General features: G+C 69.8%; 24 protein-coding genes. 14 read left to right on the forward strand and 10 right to left on the reverse strand.

All coding sequences use genetic code 11. From position 1 onward, the window contains the following. Nucleotides 1-53: 53 nt before the first annotated feature. Both E3T19_RS02050 and E3T19_RS02055 read left to right on the forward strand, forming a co-directional pair. The gene (locus tag E3T19_RS02050; protein ID WP_134407969.1) at nucleotides 54-509 is read left to right on the forward strand and encodes a GyrI-like domain-containing protein; all 456 of its coding nucleotides are present in this window, start codon (nucleotides 54-56) and stop codon (nucleotides 507-509) included. 48 nt (nucleotides 510-557) lie between these two features. Next, entirely contained in the window at nucleotides 558-3,578 is a 3,021-nt protein-coding gene (locus E3T19_RS02055; protein WP_134407970.1) for an SNF2-related protein, read from the forward strand. Nucleotides 3,579-3,589: 11 nt separating this feature from the next. On the opposite strand, the gene E3T19_RS02060 is transcribed toward E3T19_RS02055, so the two are convergent. After that, on the reverse strand, nucleotides 3,590-4,222 hold the full coding sequence (locus E3T19_RS02060; RefSeq protein ID WP_088456813.1) for an NADPH-dependent F420 reductase: 633 nt from the start codon (nucleotides 4,220-4,222) through the stop codon (nucleotides 3,590-3,592). Between the two features lie 110 nt (nucleotides 4,223-4,332). On the opposite strand from E3T19_RS02060, the gene E3T19_RS02065 reads away from it, so the two are divergent. Both E3T19_RS02065 and E3T19_RS02070 read left to right on the forward strand, forming a co-directional pair. Beyond that, nucleotides 4,333-4,839 (forward strand): MarR family winged helix-turn-helix transcriptional regulator, encoded by a 507-nt coding sequence (locus tag E3T19_RS02065; protein ID WP_103461655.1) that lies wholly within the window; start codon nucleotides 4,333-4,335, stop codon nucleotides 4,837-4,839. A gap of 3 nt (nucleotides 4,840-4,842) precedes the next feature. Then, the gene (locus tag E3T19_RS02070; RefSeq protein ID WP_088456815.1) at nucleotides 4,843-5,202 is read left to right on the forward strand and encodes a hypothetical protein; all 360 of its coding nucleotides are present in this window, start codon (nucleotides 4,843-4,845) and stop codon (nucleotides 5,200-5,202) included. On the opposite strand, the gene E3T19_RS02075 is transcribed toward E3T19_RS02070, so the two are convergent. Further along, nucleotides 5,199-8,711 carry a bifunctional RecB family nuclease/DEAD/DEAH box helicase gene (locus E3T19_RS02075; RefSeq protein WP_241979940.1) on the reverse strand — a complete coding sequence of 1,171 codons (3,513 nt, stop codon included), beginning with the start codon at nucleotides 8,709-8,711 and terminating at the stop codon, nucleotides 5,199-5,201. The two genes, E3T19_RS02070 and E3T19_RS02075, sit on opposite strands and share 4 nt — an antisense overlap. Nucleotides 8,712-8,807: 96 nt before the next feature. On the opposite strand from E3T19_RS02075, the gene E3T19_RS02080 reads away from it, so the two are divergent. Then, nucleotides 8,808-9,098, forward strand: coding sequence for a GNAT family N-acetyltransferase (locus E3T19_RS02080; protein ID WP_088456816.1), 291 nt, complete (start codon nucleotides 8,808-8,810; stop codon nucleotides 9,096-9,098). 141 nt (nucleotides 9,099-9,239) lie between these two features. Here the strand turns inward: E3T19_RS02080 and E3T19_RS02085 are convergent, their stop codons facing one another. Both E3T19_RS02085 and E3T19_RS02090 read right to left on the reverse strand, forming a co-directional pair. Continuing rightward, complete coding sequence (locus tag E3T19_RS02085) at nucleotides 9,240-10,490, reverse strand: exonuclease domain-containing protein (RefSeq protein ID WP_134407971.1); 1,251 nt, start codon at nucleotides 10,488-10,490, stop codon at nucleotides 9,240-9,242. A 113-nt stretch (nucleotides 10,491-10,603) separates the two neighbouring features. Continuing rightward, nucleotides 10,604-11,335, reverse strand: coding sequence for an endonuclease/exonuclease/phosphatase family protein (locus E3T19_RS02090; protein ID WP_088456818.1), 732 nt, complete (start codon nucleotides 11,333-11,335; stop codon nucleotides 10,604-10,606). 148 nt (nucleotides 11,336-11,483) lie between these two features. On the opposite strand from E3T19_RS02090, the gene E3T19_RS02095 reads away from it, so the two are divergent. From E3T19_RS02095 to E3T19_RS02105, 3 genes are all read left to right on the forward strand, one after another. After that, the gene (locus E3T19_RS02095) at nucleotides 11,484-11,693 is read left to right on the forward strand and encodes a hypothetical protein (protein WP_088456819.1); all 210 of its coding nucleotides are present in this window, start codon (nucleotides 11,484-11,486) and stop codon (nucleotides 11,691-11,693) included. A 105-nt stretch (nucleotides 11,694-11,798) separates the two neighbouring features. Next, the gene (locus E3T19_RS02100; protein WP_134407972.1) at nucleotides 11,799-12,623 is read left to right on the forward strand and encodes a DUF4097 family beta strand repeat-containing protein; all 825 of its coding nucleotides are present in this window, start codon (nucleotides 11,799-11,801) and stop codon (nucleotides 12,621-12,623) included. A 35-nt stretch (nucleotides 12,624-12,658) separates the two neighbouring features. Continuing rightward, nucleotides 12,659-13,252, forward strand: coding sequence for an MOSC domain-containing protein (locus E3T19_RS02105; protein ID WP_174776696.1), 594 nt, complete (start codon nucleotides 12,659-12,661; stop codon nucleotides 13,250-13,252). Between the two features lie 93 nt (nucleotides 13,253-13,345). Here the strand turns inward: E3T19_RS02105 and E3T19_RS02110 are convergent, their stop codons facing one another. Beyond that, nucleotides 13,346-14,212, reverse strand: a complete 867-nt coding sequence (locus tag E3T19_RS02110) for a DUF4433 domain-containing protein (RefSeq protein WP_134407973.1) — start codon at nucleotides 14,210-14,212, stop codon at nucleotides 13,346-13,348. A 265-nt stretch (nucleotides 14,213-14,477) separates the two neighbouring features. Between E3T19_RS02110 and E3T19_RS02115 the strand changes: the two genes are divergently transcribed. Further along, nucleotides 14,478-15,179 carry a DedA family protein gene (locus E3T19_RS02115; RefSeq protein ID WP_134407974.1) on the forward strand — a complete coding sequence of 234 codons (702 nt, stop codon included), beginning with the start codon at nucleotides 14,478-14,480 and terminating at the stop codon, nucleotides 15,177-15,179. Here the strand turns inward: E3T19_RS02115 and E3T19_RS02120 are convergent. The 3 genes from E3T19_RS02120 to cls form a co-directional block, all read right to left on the reverse strand. Beyond that, on the reverse strand, nucleotides 15,141-15,644 hold the full coding sequence (locus tag E3T19_RS02120; protein ID WP_134407975.1) for a cupin domain-containing protein: 504 nt from the start codon (nucleotides 15,642-15,644) through the stop codon (nucleotides 15,141-15,143). The genes E3T19_RS02115 and E3T19_RS02120 overlap by 39 nt on opposite strands. A 126-nt stretch (nucleotides 15,645-15,770) precedes the next feature. Beyond that, nucleotides 15,771-16,457 (reverse strand): GAP family protein, encoded by a 687-nt coding sequence (locus E3T19_RS02125; RefSeq protein ID WP_088456824.1) that lies wholly within the window; start codon nucleotides 16,455-16,457, stop codon nucleotides 15,771-15,773. 22 nt (nucleotides 16,458-16,479) lie between these two features. Continuing rightward, nucleotides 16,480-17,934, reverse strand: coding sequence for a cardiolipin synthase (gene cls, locus E3T19_RS02130; RefSeq protein WP_088456825.1), 1,455 nt, complete (start codon nucleotides 17,932-17,934; stop codon nucleotides 16,480-16,482). A 168-nt stretch (nucleotides 17,935-18,102) separates the two neighbouring features. On the opposite strand from cls, the gene E3T19_RS02135 reads away from it, so the two are divergent. Further along, on the forward strand, nucleotides 18,103-18,834 hold the full coding sequence (locus E3T19_RS02135; protein ID WP_088456826.1) for an META domain-containing protein: 732 nt from the start codon (nucleotides 18,103-18,105) through the stop codon (nucleotides 18,832-18,834). Between the two features lie 14 nt (nucleotides 18,835-18,848). Beyond that, nucleotides 18,849-19,181 carry a DUF4190 domain-containing protein gene (locus E3T19_RS02140; RefSeq protein ID WP_134407976.1) on the forward strand — a complete coding sequence of 111 codons (333 nt, stop codon included), beginning with the start codon at nucleotides 18,849-18,851 and terminating at the stop codon, nucleotides 19,179-19,181. 22 nt (nucleotides 19,182-19,203) lie between these two features. Here E3T19_RS02140 and E3T19_RS02145 read toward each other — a convergent pair whose 3' ends face one another. After that, the gene (locus E3T19_RS02145) at nucleotides 19,204-20,070 is read right to left on the reverse strand and encodes a phospholipase (RefSeq protein ID WP_134407977.1); all 867 of its coding nucleotides are present in this window, start codon (nucleotides 20,068-20,070) and stop codon (nucleotides 19,204-19,206) included. Nucleotides 20,071-20,334: 264 nt separating this feature from the next. On the opposite strand from E3T19_RS02145, the gene E3T19_RS02150 reads away from it, so the two are divergent. The 3 genes from E3T19_RS02150 to E3T19_RS02160 are packed head-to-tail and all read left to right on the forward strand — an operon-like array spanning nucleotide 20,335 to nucleotide 22,582. After that, on the forward strand, nucleotides 20,335-20,574 hold the full coding sequence (locus E3T19_RS02150) for a hypothetical protein (protein ID WP_134407978.1): 240 nt from the start codon (nucleotides 20,335-20,337) through the stop codon (nucleotides 20,572-20,574). Beyond that, nucleotides 20,567-21,568, forward strand: a complete 1,002-nt coding sequence (locus tag E3T19_RS02155) for a DUF2332 domain-containing protein (protein WP_241979946.1) — start codon at nucleotides 20,567-20,569, stop codon at nucleotides 21,566-21,568. Before E3T19_RS02150 ends, E3T19_RS02155 begins: the two co-directional genes overlap by 8 nt. A 36-nt stretch (nucleotides 21,569-21,604) precedes the next feature. Continuing rightward, nucleotides 21,605-22,582 (forward strand): NAD(P)H-quinone oxidoreductase, encoded by a 978-nt coding sequence (locus tag E3T19_RS02160; RefSeq protein WP_134407980.1) that lies wholly within the window; start codon nucleotides 21,605-21,607, stop codon nucleotides 22,580-22,582. Nucleotides 22,583-22,612: 30 nt separating this feature from the next. Here E3T19_RS02160 and E3T19_RS02165 read toward each other — a convergent pair whose 3' ends face one another. Further along, nucleotides 22,613-24,484 (reverse strand): GGDEF domain-containing protein, encoded by a 1,872-nt coding sequence (locus E3T19_RS02165; RefSeq protein WP_134407981.1) that lies wholly within the window; start codon nucleotides 24,482-24,484, stop codon nucleotides 22,613-22,615. Nucleotides 24,485-24,683: the final 199 nt, after the last annotated feature.

Genomic DNA, 24,683 nt, shown 5'->3' on the forward strand with positions numbered 1-24,683 from the left:
GTGTGCCCGGCGCGCGAGTGGGAATAGAGTGACCCCGAGCGAAGGAGCACACCATGCAGATCGACAGGGTCGAACTTGAACCGCGCACCCTGCTGGGGGTACACGAGAACGTGAAGATGGCTGACCTCACCGAGTACTTCGGGCGGGCCTTCGAGGTGTCCGCCGCGGCCATGGCCGCCCAGGGGCTGACGCCCGCCGGGCCGCCGCTGGCGCTGTATCACGGCATGCCCACCGACACCGTCGACGTCACGGCGGGCTTCCCCATCGCCGGGCCCGCCCACGGCACGGCCGATGTCGTCGTGACCGAGCTGCCGGCCGGATCAGCCATCGCGAGCGTCTACACGGGGCCGTACGACGGGATGACCCGCACCTACGACGAGATCGCCGCCTGGTTGCGGGAGCAGCACCTCACCCCCGGCATGGACATGTGGGAGGAATACCTCAGCGATCCCGAGACGAATCCCGACCCCGCGACCTGGCAGACCCGGATCGTTTTCCCGCTGACCTGAGCGGACGCCCCGGCCCGGCTGTCGGCGGGTGCGTGAGACCATTGAGCCATGCCGCCCACCCCGCCGTCGCCTGGCGCCGCCGACTGGAAGTCGGCCGTTGAGGCCCTGACCGGCCCGGCCGCGGCGGAGCCGACCCTGCCGCCCGTCGCCGAGCCCGGCGACGGCGCCCGCACGGCCATGGGCCTGCTCTTCGAGTTGCGCGAGCAGACCCCGCGCAGCAACGACCGCTGGCGCGGGGCCACCGCCGTGCGTGCCTCGGCCGGCCGGGCAAGGACCGGCGCCATCCGGCTCGGCGTGCGTCCGGTCCTCCGCAGCGACTCCGGCAAGTGGGTGAAGTCCACGATCACCTGGAGCAACGTGGGCTACCAGCTCAATCGGCAGAACCTCAACGTGGCGCAGCACCGCTGGTTTTGCCAGTTCGTGCCGCTGCACAGGGTCGACCGGCCGGTCTACAACGGCCAGGACACCGAGTGGCTCTACCTCGACGAGTTCGAGAGTCCCCTGCTCTGGCACCTGCTCGCCGAGGCCCAGCGGCTCGGCATCGGCCTGACCGGCAGCCACAAGGACGCCGCCGTGACGGTGGCCGCCACGGCGAGTGTGCTGCTCGATGCGGTGCAGACTACTGAGGCCCTCACCCTCTCCCCCGTGCTCAGCATCGACGGGCACCGGCATCCGGTCGGCGACGCGGGCGCGCTCGGCGACCACGGCGTCTACGCGTACAGGCTCGGCGCCGACCCCGCCATCGTGCTGGCCCCGAGCCTCGAGCCGCTCAGCGCCGAACAGCGCCGGCTCCTCGGCGGCACCGGCGACCGGGCCGCGGTGCGGCCCGGCCTGGTGGTGCCGGCCGGCGAGGTCGACGAGTTCTTGCGCGAGTATTACCCCACCCTGCGCCGCAGCCTGCCGATCGTCAGCACGGATGCCTCCATCGAGTTCCCGCCGCCGCCCCCGCCGGTGCTCGTGCACACCGTGAGCTTCGAGCCGAAGCAGGCGGTGCGGCTGGATTGGCAGTGGCAGGGCGACCGCGACGAGCAGGCCGAGACCGAGGTGCTGGACCGGGTGACGACCGCCGTGCCCGACCTGTCGGCGCCGGCCGATCCTGACGCACCAACCGTGATCCTCAAGGGCCTCCCCGCCGCTGAGTACACCGACCGAACCCTGCCCAGGCTCGAGACGATCGCGGGGGTGCGGGTGCAGCTGGTGGGCGACAAGCCGGACTACCGCGAGCTCACCGGAGCCCCGCAGCTGATCGTGACGACGGTGGAGACCGAGAAGCGCGACTGGTTCGACCTCGGCGTGATCGTGCGGATCGACGGCCGCAGCATCCCGTTCAACCCGATCTTCACGGCGCTCGCGAAGGGGCGCAAAAAGCTGCTCCTGGTGGACAACAGTTACCTCTCGCTCACCCAACCGGTGTTCCACAGGCTGCGGGAGCTCATCGAGGAGGCCAGGGCGCTGTCGGAATGGGAAACCGGGCTGCGCATCAATCGGCACCAGGCCAGCCTGTGGTCGGACTTCGAGGACCTCGCCGACGAGACCGAGCAGGCCGTGTCATGGCGGGCCGCTGTGGGCGGGCTGCTTGCCCTCGACCGCGGTGCCGCGGATGCCGCGGCCCTGCCCAGGGCCACGCCGCTGCCGGCCGGGCTGACCGCCACCTTGCGCCCGTACCAGCTGGCCGGATTCGAGTGGCTGGTCTTCCTCTGGGAGCACGGCCTGGGCGGCATCCTTGCCGACGACATGGGGCTGGGCAAGACTCTGCAGGTGCTGGCGCTGCTCAGCCACGCCGTGCAGACCCCGGCCGACGAGCCTGCGGAGACTGCGGAGCCCCGCCGGCCGTTCCTGGTCGTGGCGCCCACCTCCGTGGTCTCCAACTGGCTCGCCGAAGCGGCCCGGTTCACGCCGGGCCTCCGCGTGCGCTCGGTGACCAGCACCCAGGCCACCAGCGGCCGCAGCCTGGCCGACCAGGCCGAGGGCGTCGACGTTCTCGTCACCTCCTACGCGCTGCTCCGCCTCGACTTCGACGCCTACCAGGCGCACGGTTGGTCGGGGCTGATCCTCGACGAGGCCCAGTTCGTGAAGAACCGCACCTCTCAGCTGCACCGCGCGGCCCGCGACCTGAACGTGCCCTTCAAGCTGGCCGTCACCGGCACACCCCTGGAGAACAACCTGCTCGAACTCTGGGCGCAGTTCGCCATCGTGGCGCCGGGCCTGTTCCCCTCGGCCCGCCGCTTCACCGAGGAGTACCTGCGCCCGGCCGAACGCAAGGTGCGCTCCCAGCGCGAGCTGATCGACCGGCTGCGGCGGCGCATCCGCCCACTGATGCTGCGGCGCACCAAGGATGTCGTGGCCAGGGACCTGCCGGCCAAGCAGGAACAGGTGCTGCGCATCGACCTCGACCCCGAACACCGCGAGATCTACGACACCTTCCTGCAGCGCGAGCGGCAGAAGCTGCTGGGACTGATGGACGACCTCGAGGCCAACCGGTTCATCGTGTTCCGCTCGATCACCCTGCTCCGCATGCTGAGCCTGGATGCCTCGCTGGTCGACGACCAGTACGCCGGAGTGCCCTCGAGCAAGCTCGACGCGCTGTTCGAGCAGCTCGACGAGGTGATCGCCGAGGGGCACCGGGCCCTGATCTTCAGCCAGTTCACCTCTTACCTCGCCCTGGCGGCCGCCCGTCTGGACGCCCGCGGGGTGCGGTACAGCTACCTCGACGGCTCGACCGCCGACCGGCCCGGCGTCATCGACCAGTTCAAGGCCGGGGACGCCCCGGTGTTCCTGATCAGCCTCAAGGCCGGCGGCTTCGGTCTGAACCTCACCGAGGCCGACTACGTGTTCCTGCTCGACCCCTGGTGGAACCCGGCCAGCGAGAACCAGGCCATCGACCGCACCCACCGCATCGGCCAGACCCGCAACGTGATGGTCTACCGGCTGGTGGCCGCCGACACCATCGAGGAGAAGGTGATGGCGCTCAAGGAGTCCAAGGCCAAGCTGGTCGAGGCGGTCCTCGACGACGACGCGGTCTTCGCACAGTCCCTCACCCCCGAAGACATCCGGGGCTTACTCGAATAGGGTCCTCGGGGTTACTTGACGAGGGCGAAGCCGCCGGTCCAGCCGATGGAGGAGCCGGCCGCGAGGGTCAGCTGCAGGAAGCCGAGGGCTTCGAGCTCACGGGCGCGCTTGAGGGCGCCGGCGTCGAGGGCGAGTACACCACCGGCGATCAGCAGGGCGATCAGGGCGTCCTTGGCGGATGCGTCGTCGCCGGCGACGAGCACCGTGGTGGGGGCGACGCCGTTGACACCATTGGTGGCCAGGGTGGCGGCGAAGGTGGTGTTGAAGGCCTTGAGCACCCGGGCGCCGGGAACGGTCTCGGCGATCACCTGCGCGGCCGAGCCATCCGCCGGCACGACGAGCGAGTCGAAGGTGGCGAAGTCCAGCGGGTTGCTGATGTCGACCAGGATCTTGCCGTCCAGCTGGCCGGCGTACTGTGCCAGCACCCCGGCGACCGCCGGGTACGGCAGGGCCAGAACGACGATTTCACCGGTGAGGGCATCACCGGCGACTCCCGACGTGACGGATTCGCCGGCCAGAGCCGCCGCCGCCGCGGTCTTCTCGGCGTCCTGTGCCAGCAGCTGAACCGAAGCGCCGCCCTTCGCCGCGATCGTCGCGATGGCGGTTCCCATGTTGCCGGCTCCGATGATGCTGATGCTCGTCATGACATACTCCCTCTCGCCTTGCGGCGGATAATTAGTTGTTGATACAAGTAACGTACCGGCTTTTAGTTGTCGCGTCAACCAAAGCGGGACCTGCTTGATAAGCTATCCCCATGGACACGAACGAAACGCCCGCCGTGCAGGGACTCAACCAGGCCCAGCTGCACGCCTGGCTGCGCTTCGTTGCGGTGGTGGAGCTGGTGCCCGGGCTGCTCGACTCCCAGTTGCAGCGCGACTCCGACCTGAGCCACTTCGAGTACTACGTGCTCGCGATGCTCTCCGAAGCGCCCGACCACACCCTGCGAATGACCGGGCTGTCCTCGATGACCAATTCCAGCCTGCCCCGGCTCTCGCACGTGGTGCGCCGGCTCGAAGACCGTGGCCTGGTCAAGCGCACACCGTGTCCGAGCGACCGGCGCGCGACGAACGCCAGTCTCACCGAGGAGGGCTGGGCCGTCGTGCAGGCCGCGGCGCCCGGGCACGTGCGCACGGTGCGGGAGAACGTGATCGACCCGCTCACCGACGAGCAGGTGGCGCAGCTGGACGCGATCTCGAACCAGCTGCTGATGAAGCTCGACCCCACCAACCGTCTCAACCCCGGGGCCCCGAAAGGAGTCTGAGCCATGCGGATCACCCGACTCGAACCCGGCGAGGTCTTCGTCTTCGGGTCCAACGCGACCGGGCTGCACGCGGCCGGTGCCGCCGCCCTGGCGCACGAGAGGTTCGGCGCGGTTTGGGGCCAGGGCCATGGGCTGCACGGTCAGTCGTATGCGATCGACAGCATGAGCGGGTTGGCGGTACTGCAGCACGAGGTGACCGGGTTCGTTCGGTTCGCGGCCGAGCATCCGGAGCTCAGGTTTCTGGTGACCGAGATCGGCTGCGGCATCGCCGGCTACACGCCCACCGAGGTCGCCCCGTTTTTCGCGGGGGTCGGCGCCAATGTCGTGCTGCCGGAGCGGTTCGCGGCTGAGCTCGAGCGCTAGACGGCGGGCCCCTCGACGAGGTCGATGAAGGCGCTCAGCTGCGCGAGAGTGCCCGCGTTGTGGGGCAGGGCATCCGTGAGCGCGGGCGAATAGAGCAGGTACGCCGCCCACTGCGCGCGGGAGATGGCCACGTTGAGCCGGTTGGCCAGGAGCAAAAACTCGAGCCCGCGCGGCACCTCCTCGGCGCTGGATGCGGCGAGCGACACGATGGCCACGGCCGCCTCCCGGCCCTGGAACTTGTCGACGGTGCCCACGCTGACCTCGTGCCAGCCGTCCCTGGCCAGCCGCTGCCGGATCACCTCGACCTGCGCGTTGTACGGGGCGACGACGATGAGGTCGTGCTGGCCGAGCGGGGTGCTCTCACCGTTCACGGTCCAGGGGCGGCCCAGCAGCGAGCCGATCAGCTCGGCCACGGCGTCGGCCTCTTCGGATGACGAGGTGGAATTGAGGGTGTGCGGCACGGGCAGCGGATGCAGGCCGGGCTCGACGCCGTCGAGGTGCCGGGCGGCGGCCCGGGACTCGAGTTTGCCCTCGTAGGAGAGCCTGGAGACGGGCGCACACACCGCGGGGTGCATGCGCCAGCTCTTGGCCAGGAAGTAACCGAACTCGGCCGGCAGCACATCGTGCCCGTCGGTGAGCCAGCCGAGCGCGGATACGTCGACGGGCTCCGGATGCGAACCCTGGCTCACCTGCGGCAGCTGCTGAGGGTCGCCGAGCAGCAGCAGGCGCCGCGCAGACACCGCGGAGGCGATGGTGCTGGCCAGCGAGAACTGGCCGGCCTCGTCGATCACGAGCAGGTCGAGCGAGCCCGGTTCGATGCGGGTGGCGTTGCTGAAGTCCCAGGCGGTGCCGCCGAGCACGAAGCCGCCGGCCTGACCGGTGAACTCGGCGAAGCCGGTGGGTGCGAGCGCGGTCCAGCCGTTCTCCCGCGGTTCCTCCCCCGCCTTGGCCTTCTTTCCCACGTGCCCGGATGCGAGCCCGGCCTTGAGCACGGCGCTGAGCATGTTCTCCACTGTCGCGTGCGACTGGGCGACCACGCCGATCTTCCAGCCGTGATCGCGTACGAGCTCGGCGATCACCCGAGAGCCTGTGTAGGTCTTGCCAGTGCCGGGCGGGCCCTGCACCGCCAGGTAGGACCTGTCGATGCTGAGCAGGCTGTCGCGGATGGCGGTGGTGATGTCGCCGTTCACCGGTGGAAGCGATTCGTTGGTCGAGCTTGTCGACGCCGTGCTGAGCCTGTCGAAGTAGACCGAGCGCCGCGGCGGCACCCTCCGCAGAACGTCCAGGGCCGCATCCGGCAGCATGGCCGGCAGGGCGTCGAGCACCCGCTGCCCCCACTCGGCGATCGCCGGCACCTGCGTGCCGGGCGGTGGCGGCGTGGCCGGGGACAGCGCCATCGGCAGCTGGTCGTAGGCGTCGACGCCGCGGCCGAGCTTCTCGGTGACGTAGAGCACTTCTTCACCGGTGGCCTCATCGACCAGGCCGGTGATCTCGGTGCGCTCGTGCGCCAGCCGGGAGCCGGGCTCGCCGGTCTGCGCGAGCGGCGGGTAGGGCGCGTCATAGAGCAGGAACGGTTTCTGGCCGAGCTTGAGCGAACTGCCCGGCGCCGGCTCGCCCTCGATGCGCAGCAGCCTGGACAGGTTGCGGTCCCGGCCCACCAGCGCCCAGTCACGCTCGACCGTGACCTGCGCCACGATCAACACGTCGCGGGTCGCCGACCACTCGTCGACGGGGTTGCGCAGCCTGTCGAAGTGCTCCTGCCAGAACTTCTTGCCCTCCCGGCGGTGGTAGTCGATGGCGGCGGAGGCCAGGGCGATCGCGGTCTGGTCGGCCGTGCGGTCGCCGGGCGGAGCATCCGCCACCTCGGCCGCCAGCGCCAGGTAGACCGGGCTGGGCTCCCGCACCGGGATGGCCAGCTCCAGGTCGCGGGCGGCGGCGCGAGGGATGCCGGCCTCGTCGGCGCGGGCGAGCAGCCAGTCGCGCAGGCGCAGCGTGGAGAGGCAGTCGTATTCGTTGTAGTCGGCGATGGCGTCGAGCTTGGTCTGGGCGGCATCCGTCTGTCCGGCCCGGAACAGGTCGCGGGAGTCGGCGTATTCGGTGATCGAGTCGGCGGCGTTGTCGACGCCCTCGCGGTGGTCGTCACCCATGTAGAGCGGTTCGAGCTTCTTGATCGAATAGCTGCGGGAGCCCACCCGCAGGCTCTTCTTGACCACGGGGTAGAGGTCCACGAGCACATTGCCCTGGAGCAGATCGTCGACGGCGTCTTCGCCGACCCCGTGCCGGGCGGCCAGGGCGAGCAGGTGGGTACGTTCGTAGGCGGCGTAGTGGTAGATGTGCAGGGCCGGGTGCTGGGCGCGGCGCTCGGTCACGTAGACCAGGAAGTCCATCAGGGCCTGGCGTTCCTCGGCATAGTCGTGCGCCCAGAACGCACGGAAGGTGCCGTCGGTCTCGATCAGGCCGAAGAGGTAGTCCAGGCCCCAATCCGGGCTGTCGGTGCCCGCGGCGGTCTCGCTGTAGAGCGGGTCACCCTCGAAGTCGAAAAAGATGTCGCCGGGGTCGGGCTCCGGCAGGGCGCCGAGCGCCACCGGGTTGTAGACCTCGACCGCGGGGGCGTCGGCGTGGCCTGGCTGCCCGGTGGCGAGCTGGCGGGACTGCAGCTGCAGCCGGGCCTGGGCGCGCAGAGCCGCCACGGTGGCGTCGACCAGTCCGTCGACCGGCCCGGTGCTCGCCGCCAGGGCCTCGATCGTGGTCAGGCCGACCTCCAGCAGGTGCCGGCGCTGGGTGAGCCGCATGCCGGCTACGAGCAGCACGTCCCGGTGCGCCTCCACCTCCACGGAGCAGGCCGCGCAGCGCCCGCAGGCCGTGTAGCGCGGGTCACCCCACGGGGTGGGCTCCGGGTCGGCGATTCGTTCGTCGATGAGGCGTTCGAGCCGCGCACGGCGCTTGCGGTACACCGGCAGGATGTCGCGCAGCCGGTGCGAACTCGTGCGTCCGTCGCCGAGCAGCAGGTGCACCTGCTCGCCGGTGCGGATGCCGAGCCTGTCCAGCTGGTCGCTGTACGCGGCCACCTGCAGCAGCGCGGTGATCTTCGCGGAGCGCGCCAGCTTGGTGTCGTAGACCTCGTAGGCGCCGTCGTCTGTGCGCATGATGAAGTCGGCGAACCCGACGAAGCGGCCGTCGAAGAAGGTGGCCTGAAAGAGCACGTCGGACCCGGCCCGGAACGCGTCGGCCGTGACGGCGGCCGCCTCCGGCAGTTCCCTCATCGACGGGCGGGCGAACTCGACCACGTCGCGGCTTTGCCGCAGCCGTTCCAGGTAGCGCAGCTCGTGTGCGTCGCCGAGCGCGCCGGCACGGCGCAGCATGGCGTCACCCTCGTCGGGCACGGTGTCGATGCGGCCGAGTTTGCCGTCGAGCTTGCGCATCAGCGCCCACTCGCAGCCCGCGGCGGCGCCGAGGTCGCTCGCACTGAAGATGACTGTTTTGTCGAGCGTCGAATCGAGCAAGAACACTGGTGCGCCTCCACCTGCTGGGATCTGGTCAGGTTACCGGAGGCCACCGACACCGGCCCGCACCCCGCAGCGCGCCCGCCGGTCTACGCTTATCTGGTGACCACAGTTCTCGTGCACGAACCGGATGCCTCCCGCTACGCTCTCTACATCGACGGCGAGCTCGCCGCCCTGGCCGACTACCTCGTGCGGGGCGACACCGTGTCGTTCAACCACACATTCACCGATCCTCGCCGCCGCGGGCAGGGCCTGGCCGGGCAAGTTGTGTCCTTCGCGATGGACGACGTGGAGGCGACGAGCACCCGGGCTGTGTCCCCAGACTGCTGGTACGTGGGCAAGTGGTTCGCGAAGCATCCGGAGCGGGCGAACCTGCTGCGGGTGCGCGGCTAACGGACCTGTTCGCCGCCGTCGCCACGCTGCCGCGCTCGAGGCGCATCCGCGCGCCTCGCGGCACACGAAACAACCTGTGCCGCCGGGACTAACCTGTGCCGCCGGGACCGAACCGTGCCGCGCGACCCGTAGTCGAGCGGATCAGGCCCCGGCGAAGCGGGCGCTGGACAGCCGGGCGAGTGTGGCCTCGTCGACGATGGGAATGCCGTAGTCGCGGGCCTTGCGGGCCTTGCCGGAGAGTGAATCGGCGTCGGCCGCCACGAGCAGCTTGACCTTCTTGGTCACCGCCCGCCACGGCACCAGGCCGAGCTCGCGCAGCTCCCGCTCCAGTTCGCTGCGAGTGCGGCTCATCTCGCCCGTCAGCACGACCAGATCGCCGGCCACCAGCACGAAGTCGGCGCCGGCCGGCGCCGCGCCGGCCGGAGCCGGGGTCTGCTGTCGGGTCTCGTCGAGCGCCGCGGCGATGGTCGCGGTGGGAATCGCGAGGAGCATTCCCACGCTCACCAGGTCGGCGAGCTCGGCGCCGGTGAGGATGCCGTCCGACCAGGCGAGCGCGGTCAGCGCGGCGAAGTACTGCCGGTGCAGCGCCTCGCAGGTGGCCCGGTTCAGGCCGAGCTCGCCGGCCAGCCGCACCAGCGACTGGGCCTCGTGCACCGACAGCGCCCGGTCGAGCAGGCACCGATCGAGCAGGGCCAGATAGTCGACGTATTCGGCCGGGCCGGCCACATCCGGCAACCGGGTGGTGATGCGCTCGAGGAAGGAGTCCGCGGTCATCGGGTGCGACGAGACAGTGCGGGCGCACCACGCCGTGGAGGACACCGCGCCGGCCGGCCAGGCCGCGGCGGCGGCAGCGGCGAGGTGCGCGAACCAGAACTCCGGCGCATCCGCCGCCTCGATGTACGCGGCGAGCAGCCGGGCGGTGGCGAGAGCGTCGACGGAGGCCCGGTGGGCGCCGTCCAGATCGATGTCGAGGGCCGCGCAGCAATCGGCGAGGGAGCGCCCTGCCCCGGGCAGGAAGTCCCGGGCCAACTGCATGGTGCACAGGCTGACGATCTCGGCGGGCGCGCCATGGCCGGCGCGGCTCAGCTCGGCCAGCAGAAACCGGATGTCGAAGCTCGCGTTGTGCGCCACGAGCACGCGGCCGCGCAGCAGCTCGATGAGCCGCGGGGCGATCTCGGCGAAGGAGGGGGCGTCGAGCACGTCGGCCGCGCGGATGCCGTGGATGTCCTGTCGGCCGAGGTCCCGGCCCGGATTGACCAGCGTCTCCCAGCGGCCCTCGATGCGGCCCCGATCGCTGACGTGCACCACGGCGAGCTCGATGACCCTGTCGTGGTGAGCGGGAAAGAGGCCGGTGGTTTCGAAATCGATCACGGCGAAACCAGGACCGGCCATGGGGCTCCTTCGCAATCTGTATGCCTGACTCTAGCCCGCGGGCAGGGTCGAGTGCGCCGCGGATGCGCGGCAGTGGACCGGCCGGTGACCGGACGGGGTGTGGCGGGTGCCGGTTAGATCGAGAACTCGCCGTCGACGGGGGCCACGGTGGCCTCCTGTGAACGCTCGGTCGGTTCGTTGGAGTACGACGAAGTGACCAGGATCGGCATGTGGTCGGAGGTGCCGCGGGGCAGGGTCTCCACGTTGTCGATGGTGAGTCCCACCGAGGTGGCCAGGTCGAAGTGGCCGCGGAAGAACTTATACCGCGTGTAGGTACGGCTGTCGCTCAGGGTGAGGTCGTAGCCGGACTCCTTGACCTCTCTGCTGAGGTGCTTCTTGAAGATCGGGTAGTTGTAGTCGCCCACCATCAGGGTCGGCAGGTTGGGGCCGAGCACCGCCAGTTCCTCGTGTGCCGAGCGGATCTGGTTGCGCCGCAGCGAGTTCAGCGCCGTCAGCGGTGCGGCGTGGAATGACGCCACGACGAGCTCCCGCTGCGCGGCCATGTCGAACAGGCGCGTGCCGATCAGGCGTTCGTGCGCCGGCGTGAGCACCAGGTCGTGCAGCGACTTCTTGAGCGCGAAGGTCTGCGTCTTCTGGGCGGTGAACCGGTCCCGCCGGTAATACACGGCCAGTCCCAGCCGGTTGCGGGTGGTGGAATCCGCCAGGTGCAGCAGCCCGACCTCTGCCGGCAGGGCCAAGGTGTCGCACTCCTGCAGACACAGCAGGTCGGGGTCGTATTCTTCGGCCAGGGCGATGAGTTCCCCGCTGGCACTGTTCTTGCGCAGGTTGTAGCTGATGACCTTCACGTCAGACCTATCTCTGAATCGGTGGTAGACATCCAGCCTACTTTCGCTCGGCGGCGAATACCGCATCGAGCGACCGTGCTGGGGCACGCTGCTACCGTGTAGTCAGGCCGGCGCCCGAAACTCCGACCGCCACAGAATGGACTTACCCATGAAATCCTGGTCGTTCACCACCTATACGGTCGCCGCGTTCGCGTGCAGCGGTTTCGCCGTAGCCCTCATGATCGTCAACGCCGCCACCGGCAACACCATGCTGACGACGCTGCTTCCCGTGGCGATCGGTGCGCTCGTGCTCGGCGGCATCCTCTCGGTTCGGGCCCGCGTGCTCCGCTACCGCGGCAGGGACATCACCAAGCGCTGACTCTGCGGCCATATCGAGGCGCCCGCAACCCTGCTACCGTCCCGAGCACGGATGCCTCGCGCGGCAGTTCGGCGCGCCCGGCGCCGTTGACCCGGGGAGCCTGCCATGACCGATACCTCAGCAGCGCCGACGCCACCGCCGACGCCACCGGCCGGGAAGAGCCCGACTCCCCGGTGGCGCACCCTGCTGTACATCCTGATCCCGATCGTGGGGGCGCTGCTGCTTATCGCGGCGTTCGTGGCAGCTCTGTGGGGCCGCAGCGGTCCGGTCGACCAGAGCGCCAACCTCGAAGCGGGCACCAGCCTGAGCGTGGAACTGCCCAACGCCGTGATCATCCTCGAACCGAGCACCGACGACGAGGTGCACGTGCGCATGACGGGGTCCTACTTCGGCAACGAGCCCACCCTCTCCGCTCGCACCGACGGCGGCGTGACCGAGGTGCGCGGCGGCTGCCGCGCCCAATTCTTCTCCAGATGCTCCGTGACCGTGACCGTGCAACTGCCCACGGCGCTGCCGGTCACCGCGGCGGGTGAGAACGGCCGCATCGCGGCATCCGGGCTCTCCGGCCGGGTCACGCTGACCACGACCAACGGTGACATCGAGACCGACGGCACCGTGGGGCCGGTCGATCTGCAGAGCACCAACGGCGACATCCGGGTGACGGATGCCGTCTCCAAGTCCGTGGCCGCCGCCACCACCAACGGATCGGTCTCGCTGCAGTTCGTCGATGCCCCGGAGTCGGTCGAGGCCGGCAGCACGAACGGGGAGATCACCGTGTTGGTTCCCGTCGGCGGAGTCACCTACCGAATCACCGCGCAGACCACCAACGGCACCGTGACCGACGACACCGTTCCCACCGACAGCACCTCGCGGCGCTCCATCACCGCGCGGACCACCAACGGCAGCATCACCGTCGAGAGCACCCGCTAGTGCGGTCGCCGGGCCGGATCTGGCAGGATGGCGGCATGAGCGAGCAGGCGGGCACGGCCCAGCGGGATGGCGGCACGAGCGAGCAGCAGACCGGCACGATTGTCGCGGTGAGCCGGGATGACAGGCACCGGTTCAGCAAGCCGGTGGTGCCCAGCATCCGTCTGGTGGCCGGCTACGGCATCGAGGGAGACTCGCACGCCGGGGCCACCACCCAGCACCGGTACCTGATCCGCACCGACCCGACGCGGCCCAATCTCACCCAGGTGCACCTGGTGCGCTCAGAGCTGTTCACCGAGCTCGCCGCCGAGGGGTTCGACGTCTCCCCCGGCCAGCTCGGCGAGAACGTCACCACCGCCGGCATCGATCTGCTGGCGCTGCCGTTGGGCACCCGGCTGCACCTCGGCTCCGACGCCGTGGTCGAGGTCACCGGCATGCGCGACCCGTGCTCGATGATCGACAAGTTCCAGTCGGGCCTCAAGAAGACGCTCAAGCACACTGATGAAGCGGGCCGGATCCTGCGCAGAGCCGGAATCATGGGCGTCGTCGTCGCCGACGGCAGCGTGGCTGCCGGTGACGAGCTGCGCGTGGAGCTGCCGGCCGGCGAGCCGCTTCCCCTGGGCGTCGTCTAGCGCCGGTTCCCCGCGCGCCGAGTTGCCGGAAAGTGCCGCTTCACCGCTCCCGAAAGGGCGATGTGCGGCAACTCACGAGGGAAACCCGGGCGGCTAGAGCTCTTCGGTGGGGTGGAACCACGGCGGGTACACGGCGACCTTGGGCGTGTGGCTCAGGGTGGCCAGGATCGGCTTGACCGCATCGCGCACGCGGTCGTTGGCCACGCCGATCAGCGTGATCAGGCCGAACGGGACCTCGCCGGGCACGAGCAGCTCGGCCTTGAGGATCGCGTCGGAGTCGAGGTCGGCGCGGAGCATCTGCAGCATCCGGTCGGCCGACTCGGCCGTGGCACCGAAGCGGGTGGCGGTGAATGCGGCGTCGCCATCCGTCACGGTGAAGTGGCTGGCGGTCGGGTCGGCCGCGGCGTCGACCTGCGCGTCGAGCACCTTCTTGACCGTCGAGACCAGGATCACGAAGTCGTACGCGGCGGCGTCGTGGGCGTCGTCGGACAGGCGCGGGTCGAGCGACTGCGCGCGGATGTTCTCCCAGACCAGGGCGTTGGGCGAAAGGAAGAAGGGCACGTGGTCGGCAACGGCGAGGCTGTCGGCGCCGGAGACGCGGACGTCGCGTCGGGCACTGCGGTTTTCCGGCGACGAGATGTCGACGACGGGACGGTCGGTCCAGTCGGCACTGGTGTCGGCCAGAAGCCGGCCGGTGGCGAGAATACCGGGCAGGTTGCGGATGTGGGTGAGGTGGTAGATCCGCTGCTCACCGACCTTGTCGTCGTGGCGCTTGGTGCGAGCGGTGCCCGTGGTGATCGGGGCGACGATGGTACGCAACGCCGTCGGCGCTTCGGGGGTGCGGGCTCGGCTGGCACGCGGGGCGCGGGCAGCGGGCACGGTCGGTGCGACGGGGGCGGCGGGTGGGAAACACAGGGCGCACAGCTCCCCGTCCAGTCCGTGGATGCATTCCTCGTTCACAACTCAACCTTTCGTGTGCGCAGGCTCGACCACGTCGGGTTCGACGGACATGTTCCTACCTATCTAAGTTACGGTCATTTCGGCGGTCTCGGTGACACATCAAGGGCCATCCGGGGGTGATCCGGTGTCGATCCGGAACCAATCGGGTCACTGACGCCCCGACGAGGGCGCAGAACGGCTGTACCGGCCCGGATCATCCCACCGGTGCAGGGAATCGTCCCTCCGACCGACGCGAGCGGGATCGGGCTCTCCCTACCGTGAGGACATGCCTGTTTTTGATGCCCTCAACGACCTGGTCCTCACCCTTGCCGGGTCGGCTTGGGTCTACCCTGTCGTGTTCGTCTTTGTGGTCATCGACGGCTTCTTCCCCCCGTTTCCCAGCGAGACGGTGGTCGTGGCGCTCGGCGCCCTGGCCGTCTCCACCGGCACACCGCACCCCGTCGGGCTCATCGGCGTGGCCATGGTGGGCGCGGTGCTCGGTGACAGCATCGCCTACCTGATCGGCCGCCGGATCGGCCTGACCCGCTTCGGCTGGCAGCGGCGTCCCGGCGCGGCGCGGATCGCCGACAGGGCGCGCGCGGCCCTGCTGAGCCGACCGGCATCGCTGCTGCTCACGGCCCGGTATATCCCGGTCGGTCGGGTGGCCGTGAACATGACCGCGGGCGCCACGGGCTTTCCGCCGCGCCGGTTCGTCTCGTTCGCGGCTCTCGGCGGGCTCTGCTGGGCCACATACTCGGTGCTGGTCGGAATGATCGCCGGAGCCTGGCTGCGGCACAACCCGCTGTTGGGAGCACTGCTGGCCGTGGCCGCCGCCCTGCTTCTGGGCGTTGTCATCGACGCCATCGTGCTGCGGATCGTGCGTCGGCGCACCGACCGGCGGGCCGGTATCCGCAGCTGGGGAACGCCGGCGCCGACACCACATCGGGAGCTACTCCATCGAGAAGTCGGCGAAGTCGAAGCCGGGTGACACCAGGCAACTCACCAGGGCGTCCTCCTCGCTCGGCACTGTGCGCTGCCAGACATCCGCCGGGATGATCACCTGGCTGTGTTCGCCGCGCAGCAGCCGGCCGCCCAGGACCGGGCTCGACTCGGCATCCGGCTCATCGCCGTCGCCGCCGAGTTCCAGCTGCACGGCGCCCTGGCCGTTCCAGATCCAGATTTCGCTGGAGGACAGCCGGTGCCAAGCGGAGAACTCCCCTGCCGGCAGCAGGAAGTGGATGAGCGTGGCCGCCGGCCGCACCCGTTCGGAGCCGTCGGTATCCGTGAGCGTCACCGGCACCGGCGACGTCCAGGTACGCCGGTACCAGCCGCCCTCCGGATGTGGTTCCAGACCAAGTTCGATCGCCAGCGCCGGGCGCTCCAGACGTTCGATGAACTCCCCGGCGGCCGTGCGGCGGGTGGCAAGTCGGCTGTTTCGGTCCTGTGCGGCCATCAGAAGTCTCCCTGGTGTCGAGGGTGCGGAGGATGCATAACTCCTGCAATTCTCCCCGCCCGTCGACCTCCGCCGCGTCAGTCCACTGATGCCGGGTCGGCGCCTGGAATCCAGCAGGAGTTATGCTCAGCGCAGCAGCTGGCCGGCATACTCGCTGAGTCCGGCCAGCACCAGGAACACGCCCAGCAGCAACACCGTGATCACCGTGATCACCGGCATGTTGCGCACCAACCAGCCGCGCAGGCGCACCAGCTTCTCCCGCACCGCGGGGCCACCGAACGCGTACGCCAGCACCGGGCTGAGCATGGTGATGGACGCCAGCGCGGTGAACAGGGCCACCGAGACCACGATGCCGGTGGGGTCGCTGTGGGCGCCCAGGATCACCACCCCGGCGGCGGCCGCCATGACCAGGTTCTTCGGCCGGAACGCGGCGTAGCCGACCCCGATGATGGTCGCCCGTGCCGGGGTCAGCCGGTCCAGCGCGCTCAGCCAGCGCGGCAGCGGCACCTCCGCGTCGCGCCGCGGCCGGTCGTGCCACTGCACCAGGCCCAGCACGATCAGGGCGATACCGAGCAGCAGCGGCACCGCCACCTGCAGGGTGCGGGTGCCGGCCGACCTGTCGTGCGGCAGCAGCGATGACAGCAGCGCCAGCAGGGTGGCCGAGAACAGCACCCCGAGAAACCAGCCGATGCTGAACCCCGCAGCCGCCTTGAACCCGTCGGGGGCGAGCAGGATCAGCAGCAGCCCCGCCAGCGGCAGCGGGCTGAGCGCGATGGTCAACGCCAGCGGCAAGAGCTGTGTCCACTCGTTCACCCGCGCTCCTCCCCTACTCCAGCTATTGCAGTGACGAGGTCAGCCGGGCCAGGTTGTCGAGCACCTTGGCGCCGGCCGGCCGGTGGAGCCAGTCGGCCAGCTCGACCTTGCTGCTGTTGGCCCGGTAGCCGTCCTGCACAACCCGCATCCGCTTCACGAATTCGGTGCCGTGCACCAGAACCGAGACCTCCATGTTCAGGCTGAACGAGCGGATGTCCATATTGCTGGACCCCACCACCGACACGTCGTCGTCGATGGTGAAGTGCTTCGCGTGCAGCACCGTGGGCTCCGCGTAGAGGTAGATCGACACTCCCGCCCGTAGCAGTTCCTCGTAGTAGGACCGCTGCGCGTGGTAGACCAGCGCCTGATCGCCGATGTGCGAGGCGAACAGCTCCACCTCCACCCCGCGCGATGCCGCCGTGACGATGGCCAGCATCGTCGATTCCTCGGGCACAAAATAAGGGCTGGTGATGCTCACCCGGCGCTCGGCCTTCTGGATGAGCATCGCGTAGAGCTTGAGGTTGTTGTCATTCTCGAAGCTCGGACCGCTCGGCAGCACTTGGGCGTCGAGCAGATCCGGGGCGGGGTCGAGCACGATGGGCGACGTGTCGAAGGGCAGCATCTCGTCGGTCTCGCTGAACCAGTCGGCGAGGAACACAGCGTTCAGCTCGCGCACCGCTGGCCCCTCGATGCGCATCATCAGCTCGTGCCAGCGCAGTCCGCGCTTGAGGTTGCCAGGCTTGAGGTAGGTGGCGTCGATCATGTTCTGCGAGCCGCTGAAGCCCAGCCGCCCGTCGACGACGAGGAGTTTGCGGTGGTTGCGCATGTCGGGCCGGCGCCACTGGCCCTTCCAGAACCGCAGGGGCAGCAGCGCATGCCACTCGGCGCCCATCGACGCAAACGCCGCGATGGTCTCCTTGCGGCGCGGCAGCATCAGGCAGGCGAGGTAGTCCGAGAGCACCCTGACCTGCACGCCGCGCTGGATGGCCCGGGCCAGGGCGTCGAAGAACGGCTGCGTGACGGTATCGAGCACCAGGATGTAGAACTGCACGTGCACGAACTCGGTGGCCTCGTCGACGGCCTCCACCATCCGCTCGATCGAGCCCTCATAGTCCGGCAGCAGCTCCACCCGGTTGCCGCCCACCATGGGCAGCGCCCCGAGGTTGCGGTTCAGCTGCACGGCCGAGCCGAGCCAGGGCGGCCACTCGTCGCGGTGGCTCACCAGGTGCAGGCCCTCGGTGCGGGCCAGGATCAGCTCGTTCACCTCGCGTTGCTTCTCCCGCCTCCGCCGCGGCAGCCGCCCCACACCCACCAACAGAAAGATCAGCACGCCGAGGTAAGGGATGAAGATGATCGCCAGCACCCAGGCGATGGCCGCGGATGGCCGCCGGTTGGCGGAGACGTACACCGTGGCGATGAGCACGAGAAGGGCGTGCAGCGCCACCAGTAGCCAGGCACCGAGCTGAAAATCCACCATCGTTCTCCCTTGACCTCGTCGTGAACGTACACCGGCATCGCCGGTGGCGGTTGGCGCAGCTTGCCGGAGCCACCGTGACGCACTACATTGCGGTGTGCGGCGAGCATCGCATCATCGTCAGCTGCGCCGCACGCTGCACAGCATTCGCCAGGTCGAGAGGTGACACGCATGGCAACCCATCCCCCCACCCGATTCCTGGTGGCCTCCGCTGCGGTGCTACTACTCGTCCTCGCCGGCTGCAGCATCCAGACGCCGAACTCGGCCTCCAGCTCGGGCACCGTTCAGGCCGGCGCCCTCGTGGGCACCTGGGTTCTCGAGGAGACCTTCGACAGCCCCGAGCAGCCGTACATCTCCTTCGTGCAGGACAACACCTGGAGCGCCTCCGACGGCTGCAACCGGGTGCAGGGCACCTGGGAGGTCGACTCCGACGGCACCCTCACGACGACCTCCGGCCCGCAGACCATGATGGCCTGCCCCGGCGCGCAGCTGCCGCTGGCGGTCACCCGCGGCACCCGGGTGGAGGTGGACGGTGACACCCTGGTCATTCACAGTTCGTTCGACTCGACGGCGACAACCCTGGTGCGGTCCACCGACAGCACCGTCGGCCCGCAGGGTCTCCCGATCGGCTATTGGGTGGAGTCGAATACTCCGACGGCGCCGTTCCTGTCGATCGAGGCCGACGGCACCTACTCCGGCAACGACGGTTGTAACGTGCTCACCGGATCGTGGGAGCAGGCCGATGACGAGGCGATCCTCTTCACCGGCGGCGTTACCACGCTGATGGCCTGCGAGGGCGTGGATCAGTGGCTGAACCAAGCCGCCCAGGGCCGGGTGCAGGCCGGCGTGATGACCCTGCAAGCCGCGGACGGCACCGTGCTCGGCCAACTGACGGCCCGCTAGGGAAGAGGCGACGCATGGGCACCTATCCGCTCACCATCGTGCTCATCGTGGGAGTCGCGATCGCGCTGGTATTCCTGCTGCGGTTCGGCATCCGCCAGAACGCCGCCGCGGCCGCCGTCGACCCGGACCCGGATGCGACGGGCGCCCTGGCCGTGCTCAGTTTCATCCTGGCGCTGATCCTGCCGGTGATCGGGGTGGTGCTTGGCCATGTCACGCTGTCCCGCATCGCGCGCGGCCAGGCCAGCGGGCGCACCTTCGCCTATTCGGCGCTGTGGGTGGGCTACCTGTTGCTGGCCCTGGAACTGGGTGTGATCATTTTCCTGTACCAGAACAACTACTGGGCTTGACCGGCGCCGGGGCGCGGGCTGATCAGTACCAGTTCATCGCCTGCGAGTGCGACCAGGCTGCGCACGGGGTACCGTAGGAGCCGTTGATGTACTCGAGTCCCCAGGCGATCTGGGTGCTGGCGTTCGTGGCCCAGTCCGAGCCGGCCGAGGCCATCTTGCTGCCGGGCAGCGCCTGCGGGATGCCGGTGGCCCCGCCGTTGTCGTTGTAGGCCGTGTACTTCCACTCGGATTCCTTCTGCCACAGCTGAGCCAGGCAGGAGAACTGGGATTCGCCCCAGCCGTAGCGCGACGAGGCCAGGCTCGCGGCGGTGGCCTTCGCACCGGCGGGGGTGTTGCCGGCGGCCACGGCGTCGGCGGCGGCCTGTGCTTCGGCGGCGGCCTGAGCGTCGGCGGCGGCCTGAGCGGCTGCGGCCTCCACGGCCACCCGGTCGGCTTCCACGGCGGCGGCCTGCACTGTCGCGGTCTGCTCCTTGGCCTGGGTGGTGAGCTCGCTGACCTCGGACAGCGGCATCGAGTAGTAGCCGGCCAGCGTGCTGGACGTGGCCGACAGGGCCGACGCGTCCACCTTGTTCGCGGCGGCTTCGAGCGCGGTGTCGGCGTCGACGAGGGCCACGGATGCGGCGAGGTGCGTCTTGCTGATGGCCGCGGCCTTGGCAGCGGCACGGTCGTCGCGCTCCTGCTCGGCCTGCTGCTGCTGGTCGGCGACGGCGGACTGCACGGTGAAACCGGTGCCGGTCACGACCCCGGCGAGCACGAGGCCTCCGGCGAGGAGGGTGAGGCGTGTGCTGCGCGAGCGGCGGTTCTTGCGCCCAGCGCGGGTGCTGGTGCTGCTGGTGGTGCTGGTGCTGGGAATTTCGGGCGTGGCGTTCTGGGTGTTTTCGGGGCGCATAGACTTCCAGGTCGTGTCGGGGTGCGCTCCATCGGGCACGCTCACTGATGGGTGGGCCCACGCGCGCAGAAGCGGCGCGGGCAAGCGGCCTAGCCTGCCTAAACTCCCTGAACGGAACCTCAGTTTTTCCTGCCAAAGCCATGTGAACGGGCGCCACACCGCCACGTGAAGGTGCCCAGGTTGCGACCAGAATGCCCGGCCAGACGGTTATTCGCACCGCGCATTGCGGCGAGCGCAGGTTGTCCTGTGGGGTAGCGTAAAAAGATGCCCACCACAGACCCCGCTTCGCAGGCCGCCGCCGATCACTCCTCAGCTCCAACCGGGGCTCCCACCAGCGCCGACCGTCTCATCGCGGCAATCGAGAGCATCAACGACGTCGACGTCGCCAACTCCCCCGAACCCGACCGGGCGGCCGTCCTCGAGCTCATCGACATCATCAACGATGAGCAGCGCTCCAGCTTGCTGTTCGCCCTGCTCCTGGAGCGCATCCGCACCGGTGCCTGACCTCTCCCGGACGCCCGTCGAGCAGCGCGCCCTCGACCTGGAGAAGACCGCCGACTGGTACCGGCGCTTCCGACTGTTCGAGACTCCGGGCCAGTCCGGGCTCTACGCTGACTGGGCCGGCGGGGTCGAGGACGATGCCGAGGTTCTGGCGCTGATCATCACTCTGCCCCGGCCCAAGCGCCAGCCCAACCTGGTCTTCGCCTGCGCACGTCTGTTCGGCGCACCGCTGGCGGGCTATCCGGTCTTCCGCCGCTGGCTTCTCGAGCACTGGCCGGCGGTCGCCGCCGAGGCGCTGGTGCGCGCCACCCAGACCAACGAGCCCCGCCGCCTCACCGCGGTCATGCCGATCCTCGCCTCGATCGGCCCGCGGGTGGCCCTGATCGAGGTCGGCGCCAGCGCGGGACTCTGTCTCTATCCGGACCGGTACAGCTACGACTACTCGGGTCGGCGGGTGGATCCCGCCGACGGACCCAGCCCGGTGCTGCTCTCAGCCGAGACCACCGGGCCGGTGCCGTTGCCGGAGCATCCGCCCGAGGTACTCTGGCGCGCCGGCCTCGATCTGAACCCGCTGCACGTGCACGACCCTGAGGACGTTCGCTGGCTCGACACACTCGTCTGGCCCGAGCAGGCCGCGCGCCGCCGGCGACTGGATGCGGCGATCTCGATCGTGCGCCGGGACCCACCGCTGCTGGTGCGCGGGGACGCCGCCCACGACCTCGAGGCGCTGGTCGCCCGCGCGCCGGCGGGGGTGCCGCTGGTCATCGTCAGTCCCGCGGTCCTGGTCTACCTGGCCCCCGAGCAGCGGGCGGCCTTCGCGGATGCCGTGACCGGCTTCGGCCGCTGGATCTCGCTGGACGGCGTCGGGGTGCTGCCCCGGGTGGACGCGTTGCTGCCCGAGACGCCGGTGCCGGGCGACTTCACAGTTTCCCTCGACGGCCGGCCCCTCGCCCGGTGCGGTGCGCACGGGCAGAGCCTCGACTGGTTCGTCGGCTAGGTCTCCCCCCGGGGGGGGCGCTTCTAAGATGGCTGGATGCGTGCACTCGTGGTCCACACCCCAGGCGGCCCGGACGCCCTCACCCTCGATACCGTCCCCGACCTGGTCGTCGGCGCCGGCGACATCCGTATCGCGGTAGCCGCGGCCGGCGTGAACCGGGCCGATGTGCAGCAACGGATGGGCCTGTACCCGTCGCCGGCCGACGCGCCCCAGTGGCCGGGCCTGGAGGTCTCCGGCACCGTCACCGAGATCGGAGTCGCCGTCACCCGCTTCGCCGTGGGCGACAGGGTCTGCGCCCTGCTGGCCGGCGGCGGCTACGCCACCGAGGCCGTGGTTCATCAGGACCTGGCCCTGCCGGTTCCCGACGCCGTGGACCTGATCGACGCCGCCGCGCTGCCGGAGGCGCTGGCCACGGTGTGGTCCAACGTCTTCATGAGCGCGGGACTCACGACCGGCCAGACCCTGCTCGTGCACGGCGGCGCCAGCGGCATCGGCACCACCGCGATCCAGCTGGCCCGGCTGGCCGGGGCCCGCGTCCTGGTCACGGCCGGCTCCGCCGAGAAGTTGGCGGTGTGCGGGCAACTCGGCGCAGACGTGCTGATCAACTACCGCGAGCAGGACTTCGTGGCCGAGGTGCTCGCCGCGACCGGAGGGCACGGCGCCGACGTGATCCTGGACATCATGGGCGGCTCGTACGCGGCCCGCAATGTGGCGGCGCTCGCCCTGGGTGGCACCATCATGGTGATCGCCAACCAGAGCGGTGAGGACGCCGTCTTCAACCCGTTCCACCTCATGCAGAAGCGGGGCCGCTACTGGGGCACCACGCTGCGCGCCCGGCCCGCCGTGGAGAAGGCGGCCATCATGGCCGACCTGCTCAGCCGGGTGTGGCCGTGGCTGGACTCCGGCGCACTGAAACCGGTGATCGACAGCAGGTTCTCGTTCGCCGACGCGGCGGAGGCGCATCGCCGGCTGGAGGCATCCGCGCACGTGGGCAAGATCGTGCTGGTGCCCTGACCCGACGCCCGGTTCGGGTGGGGCTTATCGTCAGGTCCGGGCCGCGGCGAGCTCGACCCGGTTGCGGCCGGCGGCCTTGGCCTCGTACAGGGCGGCATCGGCACGGCCGAGCCAGCGGGAGACGCTCTCCCCCTGTTTGAGCAGAGCCACCCCCACGCTGGCGGTGCAGCGAAGCCCCTCGGTGACCGCGCCCCAGGGATGGTTGCGCACCTCGCCGAGCAGGCGCTCACAAATCTGCGCGGCCTGGTCGAGGGTGGTGTCGCCGAGCACCAGCAGGAATTCTTCGCCGCCGACCCGCACCGCGAGATCACTGTCGCGGGTGGACTCGCCGAGGATCTCGGCCATGGTGGTGAGCACCCGGTCGCCGGCCGCGTGGCCGTGATCGTCGTTGACCCGCTTGAAGTGATCCATGTCGACCATCACCGCGCACAGTGGTTCCGCACGTTCCCGGGCGAGGCGCATCATCTCGGGCAGCTGCCGGTCGAGGGCCCGGCGGTTGGGCAGCCGGGTGAGCGGGTCGGTGTGTGCCTGCTGGTCAAGCTCCTCGGCACGGATGCGCTGCATCTCCGCTTCCAGCTGCGAACGCTGCGCCTCGTGGCGGGCCTGTTCGATTTCCAGCGAGTTGATCAGCATCCGCGACTGCAACCCGGCGGTCTGCCTGGTGAGTCCGAGAATCAGCACGTGCAGCCGTTCGTGATGGTGCAGGGCCTGCTCGAACCGGCCGGCGCCCCGGTGCATCTCGTAGAGCGACCTGTGCAGCTTCACGTTCAGGGCCGCGTCCTCGGCCACCGACGGGTCGGCGAGCTGGGCGTCCATCATGGCGCAGGCCAGGTCGACGCGGCCCTCGGCCTGGGCCACCTCGGCCAGCTGGGAGTCGTTGTTCACGGCCAGGTTGCGGTAGCCGTTGGTGACGGCGATGGTCTTGGACCGGCCGGCCTGCCGGCGCGCTTCGGCGTATTCGCCGCGCTCCATGAGGAACCCGACAAGGTTGGTGCGCGCGATGGTCTCGTCGAACGCGTGCCCCTGCTCGACCGCCCGCGCCACGGCGGCACGGATGATGGCGATCCCGTCGGTCAAGGCCACGTGGGCGTCTTCGCCCCTGGCCCGCCGCGCCCGGGCGATCTCCAGGTAGCTGTCGCCCAGATTGTTGCGCGCCGCGAACTCGGCCTGAGAGTCACCGAGGGTGTCGGCCAGGGCGAGCGCCTGCCGGCCCAGCTCGATGCTGCGATCGGCGTCGCCGAGGGCCTGGTGCACCATCGACGAACGCGACAGCGCCCAGAACTCCGCCGTGCGGCTACCGCAGAGCCGCGCGGCTTCGAGGGCGCCGAGCACGTGGCCGAGCGCTGGTTCCTCCAGCGCTGTCTCGTGGAACGCGAGCGCGAGGGTGCAGTGCACCATCGACTGGCCGAGCAGGTCACCGCTGGCGGTGAGGTACTCCAGGGCGAGCAGACCGTGCCGCACGGATGCCTCGAACTCGCCCAACCGCAGCCGGTGGCCGGAGAGCAGCTGTCGGGCGCGGGCCTCCTGGCCGGGGGTGATGAACGGGTCGGCGAGCACCTGTTCGGCCTGTGCGGCGCCGGCATGGTGTTGGCCGTCCTGATTGGCCTGGGCGCTCTCGGCGAGCAGCCTCTCGATCGTGGACCGACGGGCGAGCGAGGCCGGCAGACCGGCCGTCCGCAGCGTCTGGTGCAGCTCATCGTCGGAGGCCGGGTTCGGCAGGTCGACGAGCTCCACAAAACCGCCGGGCAGGGTCGTGTCGCGCCCACCGTCGGCCAGACTCAGGTCGGCGATGCCATCGGCCACCGAATCCACGGAGGCCAGAAGGGCGTCGGATGCCGGCTGTTCGGACGGCACCGTGGCGCCGGCCGGAAGCGGGGCCACCAGGTCATCGAAGGTCGTCATGACGACTCACAGGCCCGGAAATTACCTGGAGACAGGCCGAGCGTCCTGCCCGCTCGTCTCAGCGGGAAGTGCTGTGTTGGTACGCCAGGTGCCTGCACGGCTCAGTCCCCAAACTGCTCGTATCTCCGAACCTAGCAGCGCCGCACCGGCCGCCGGGGCTGTGTCGCGCTGTCCTGAGCCCCCGTTCGCGGGTGATTTC

This window comes from Cryobacterium sp. TMT4-31, assembly GCF_004403385.1.
Classification (GTDB): Bacteria; Actinomycetota; Actinomycetes; order Actinomycetales; family Microbacteriaceae; genus Cryobacterium; species Cryobacterium zongtaii.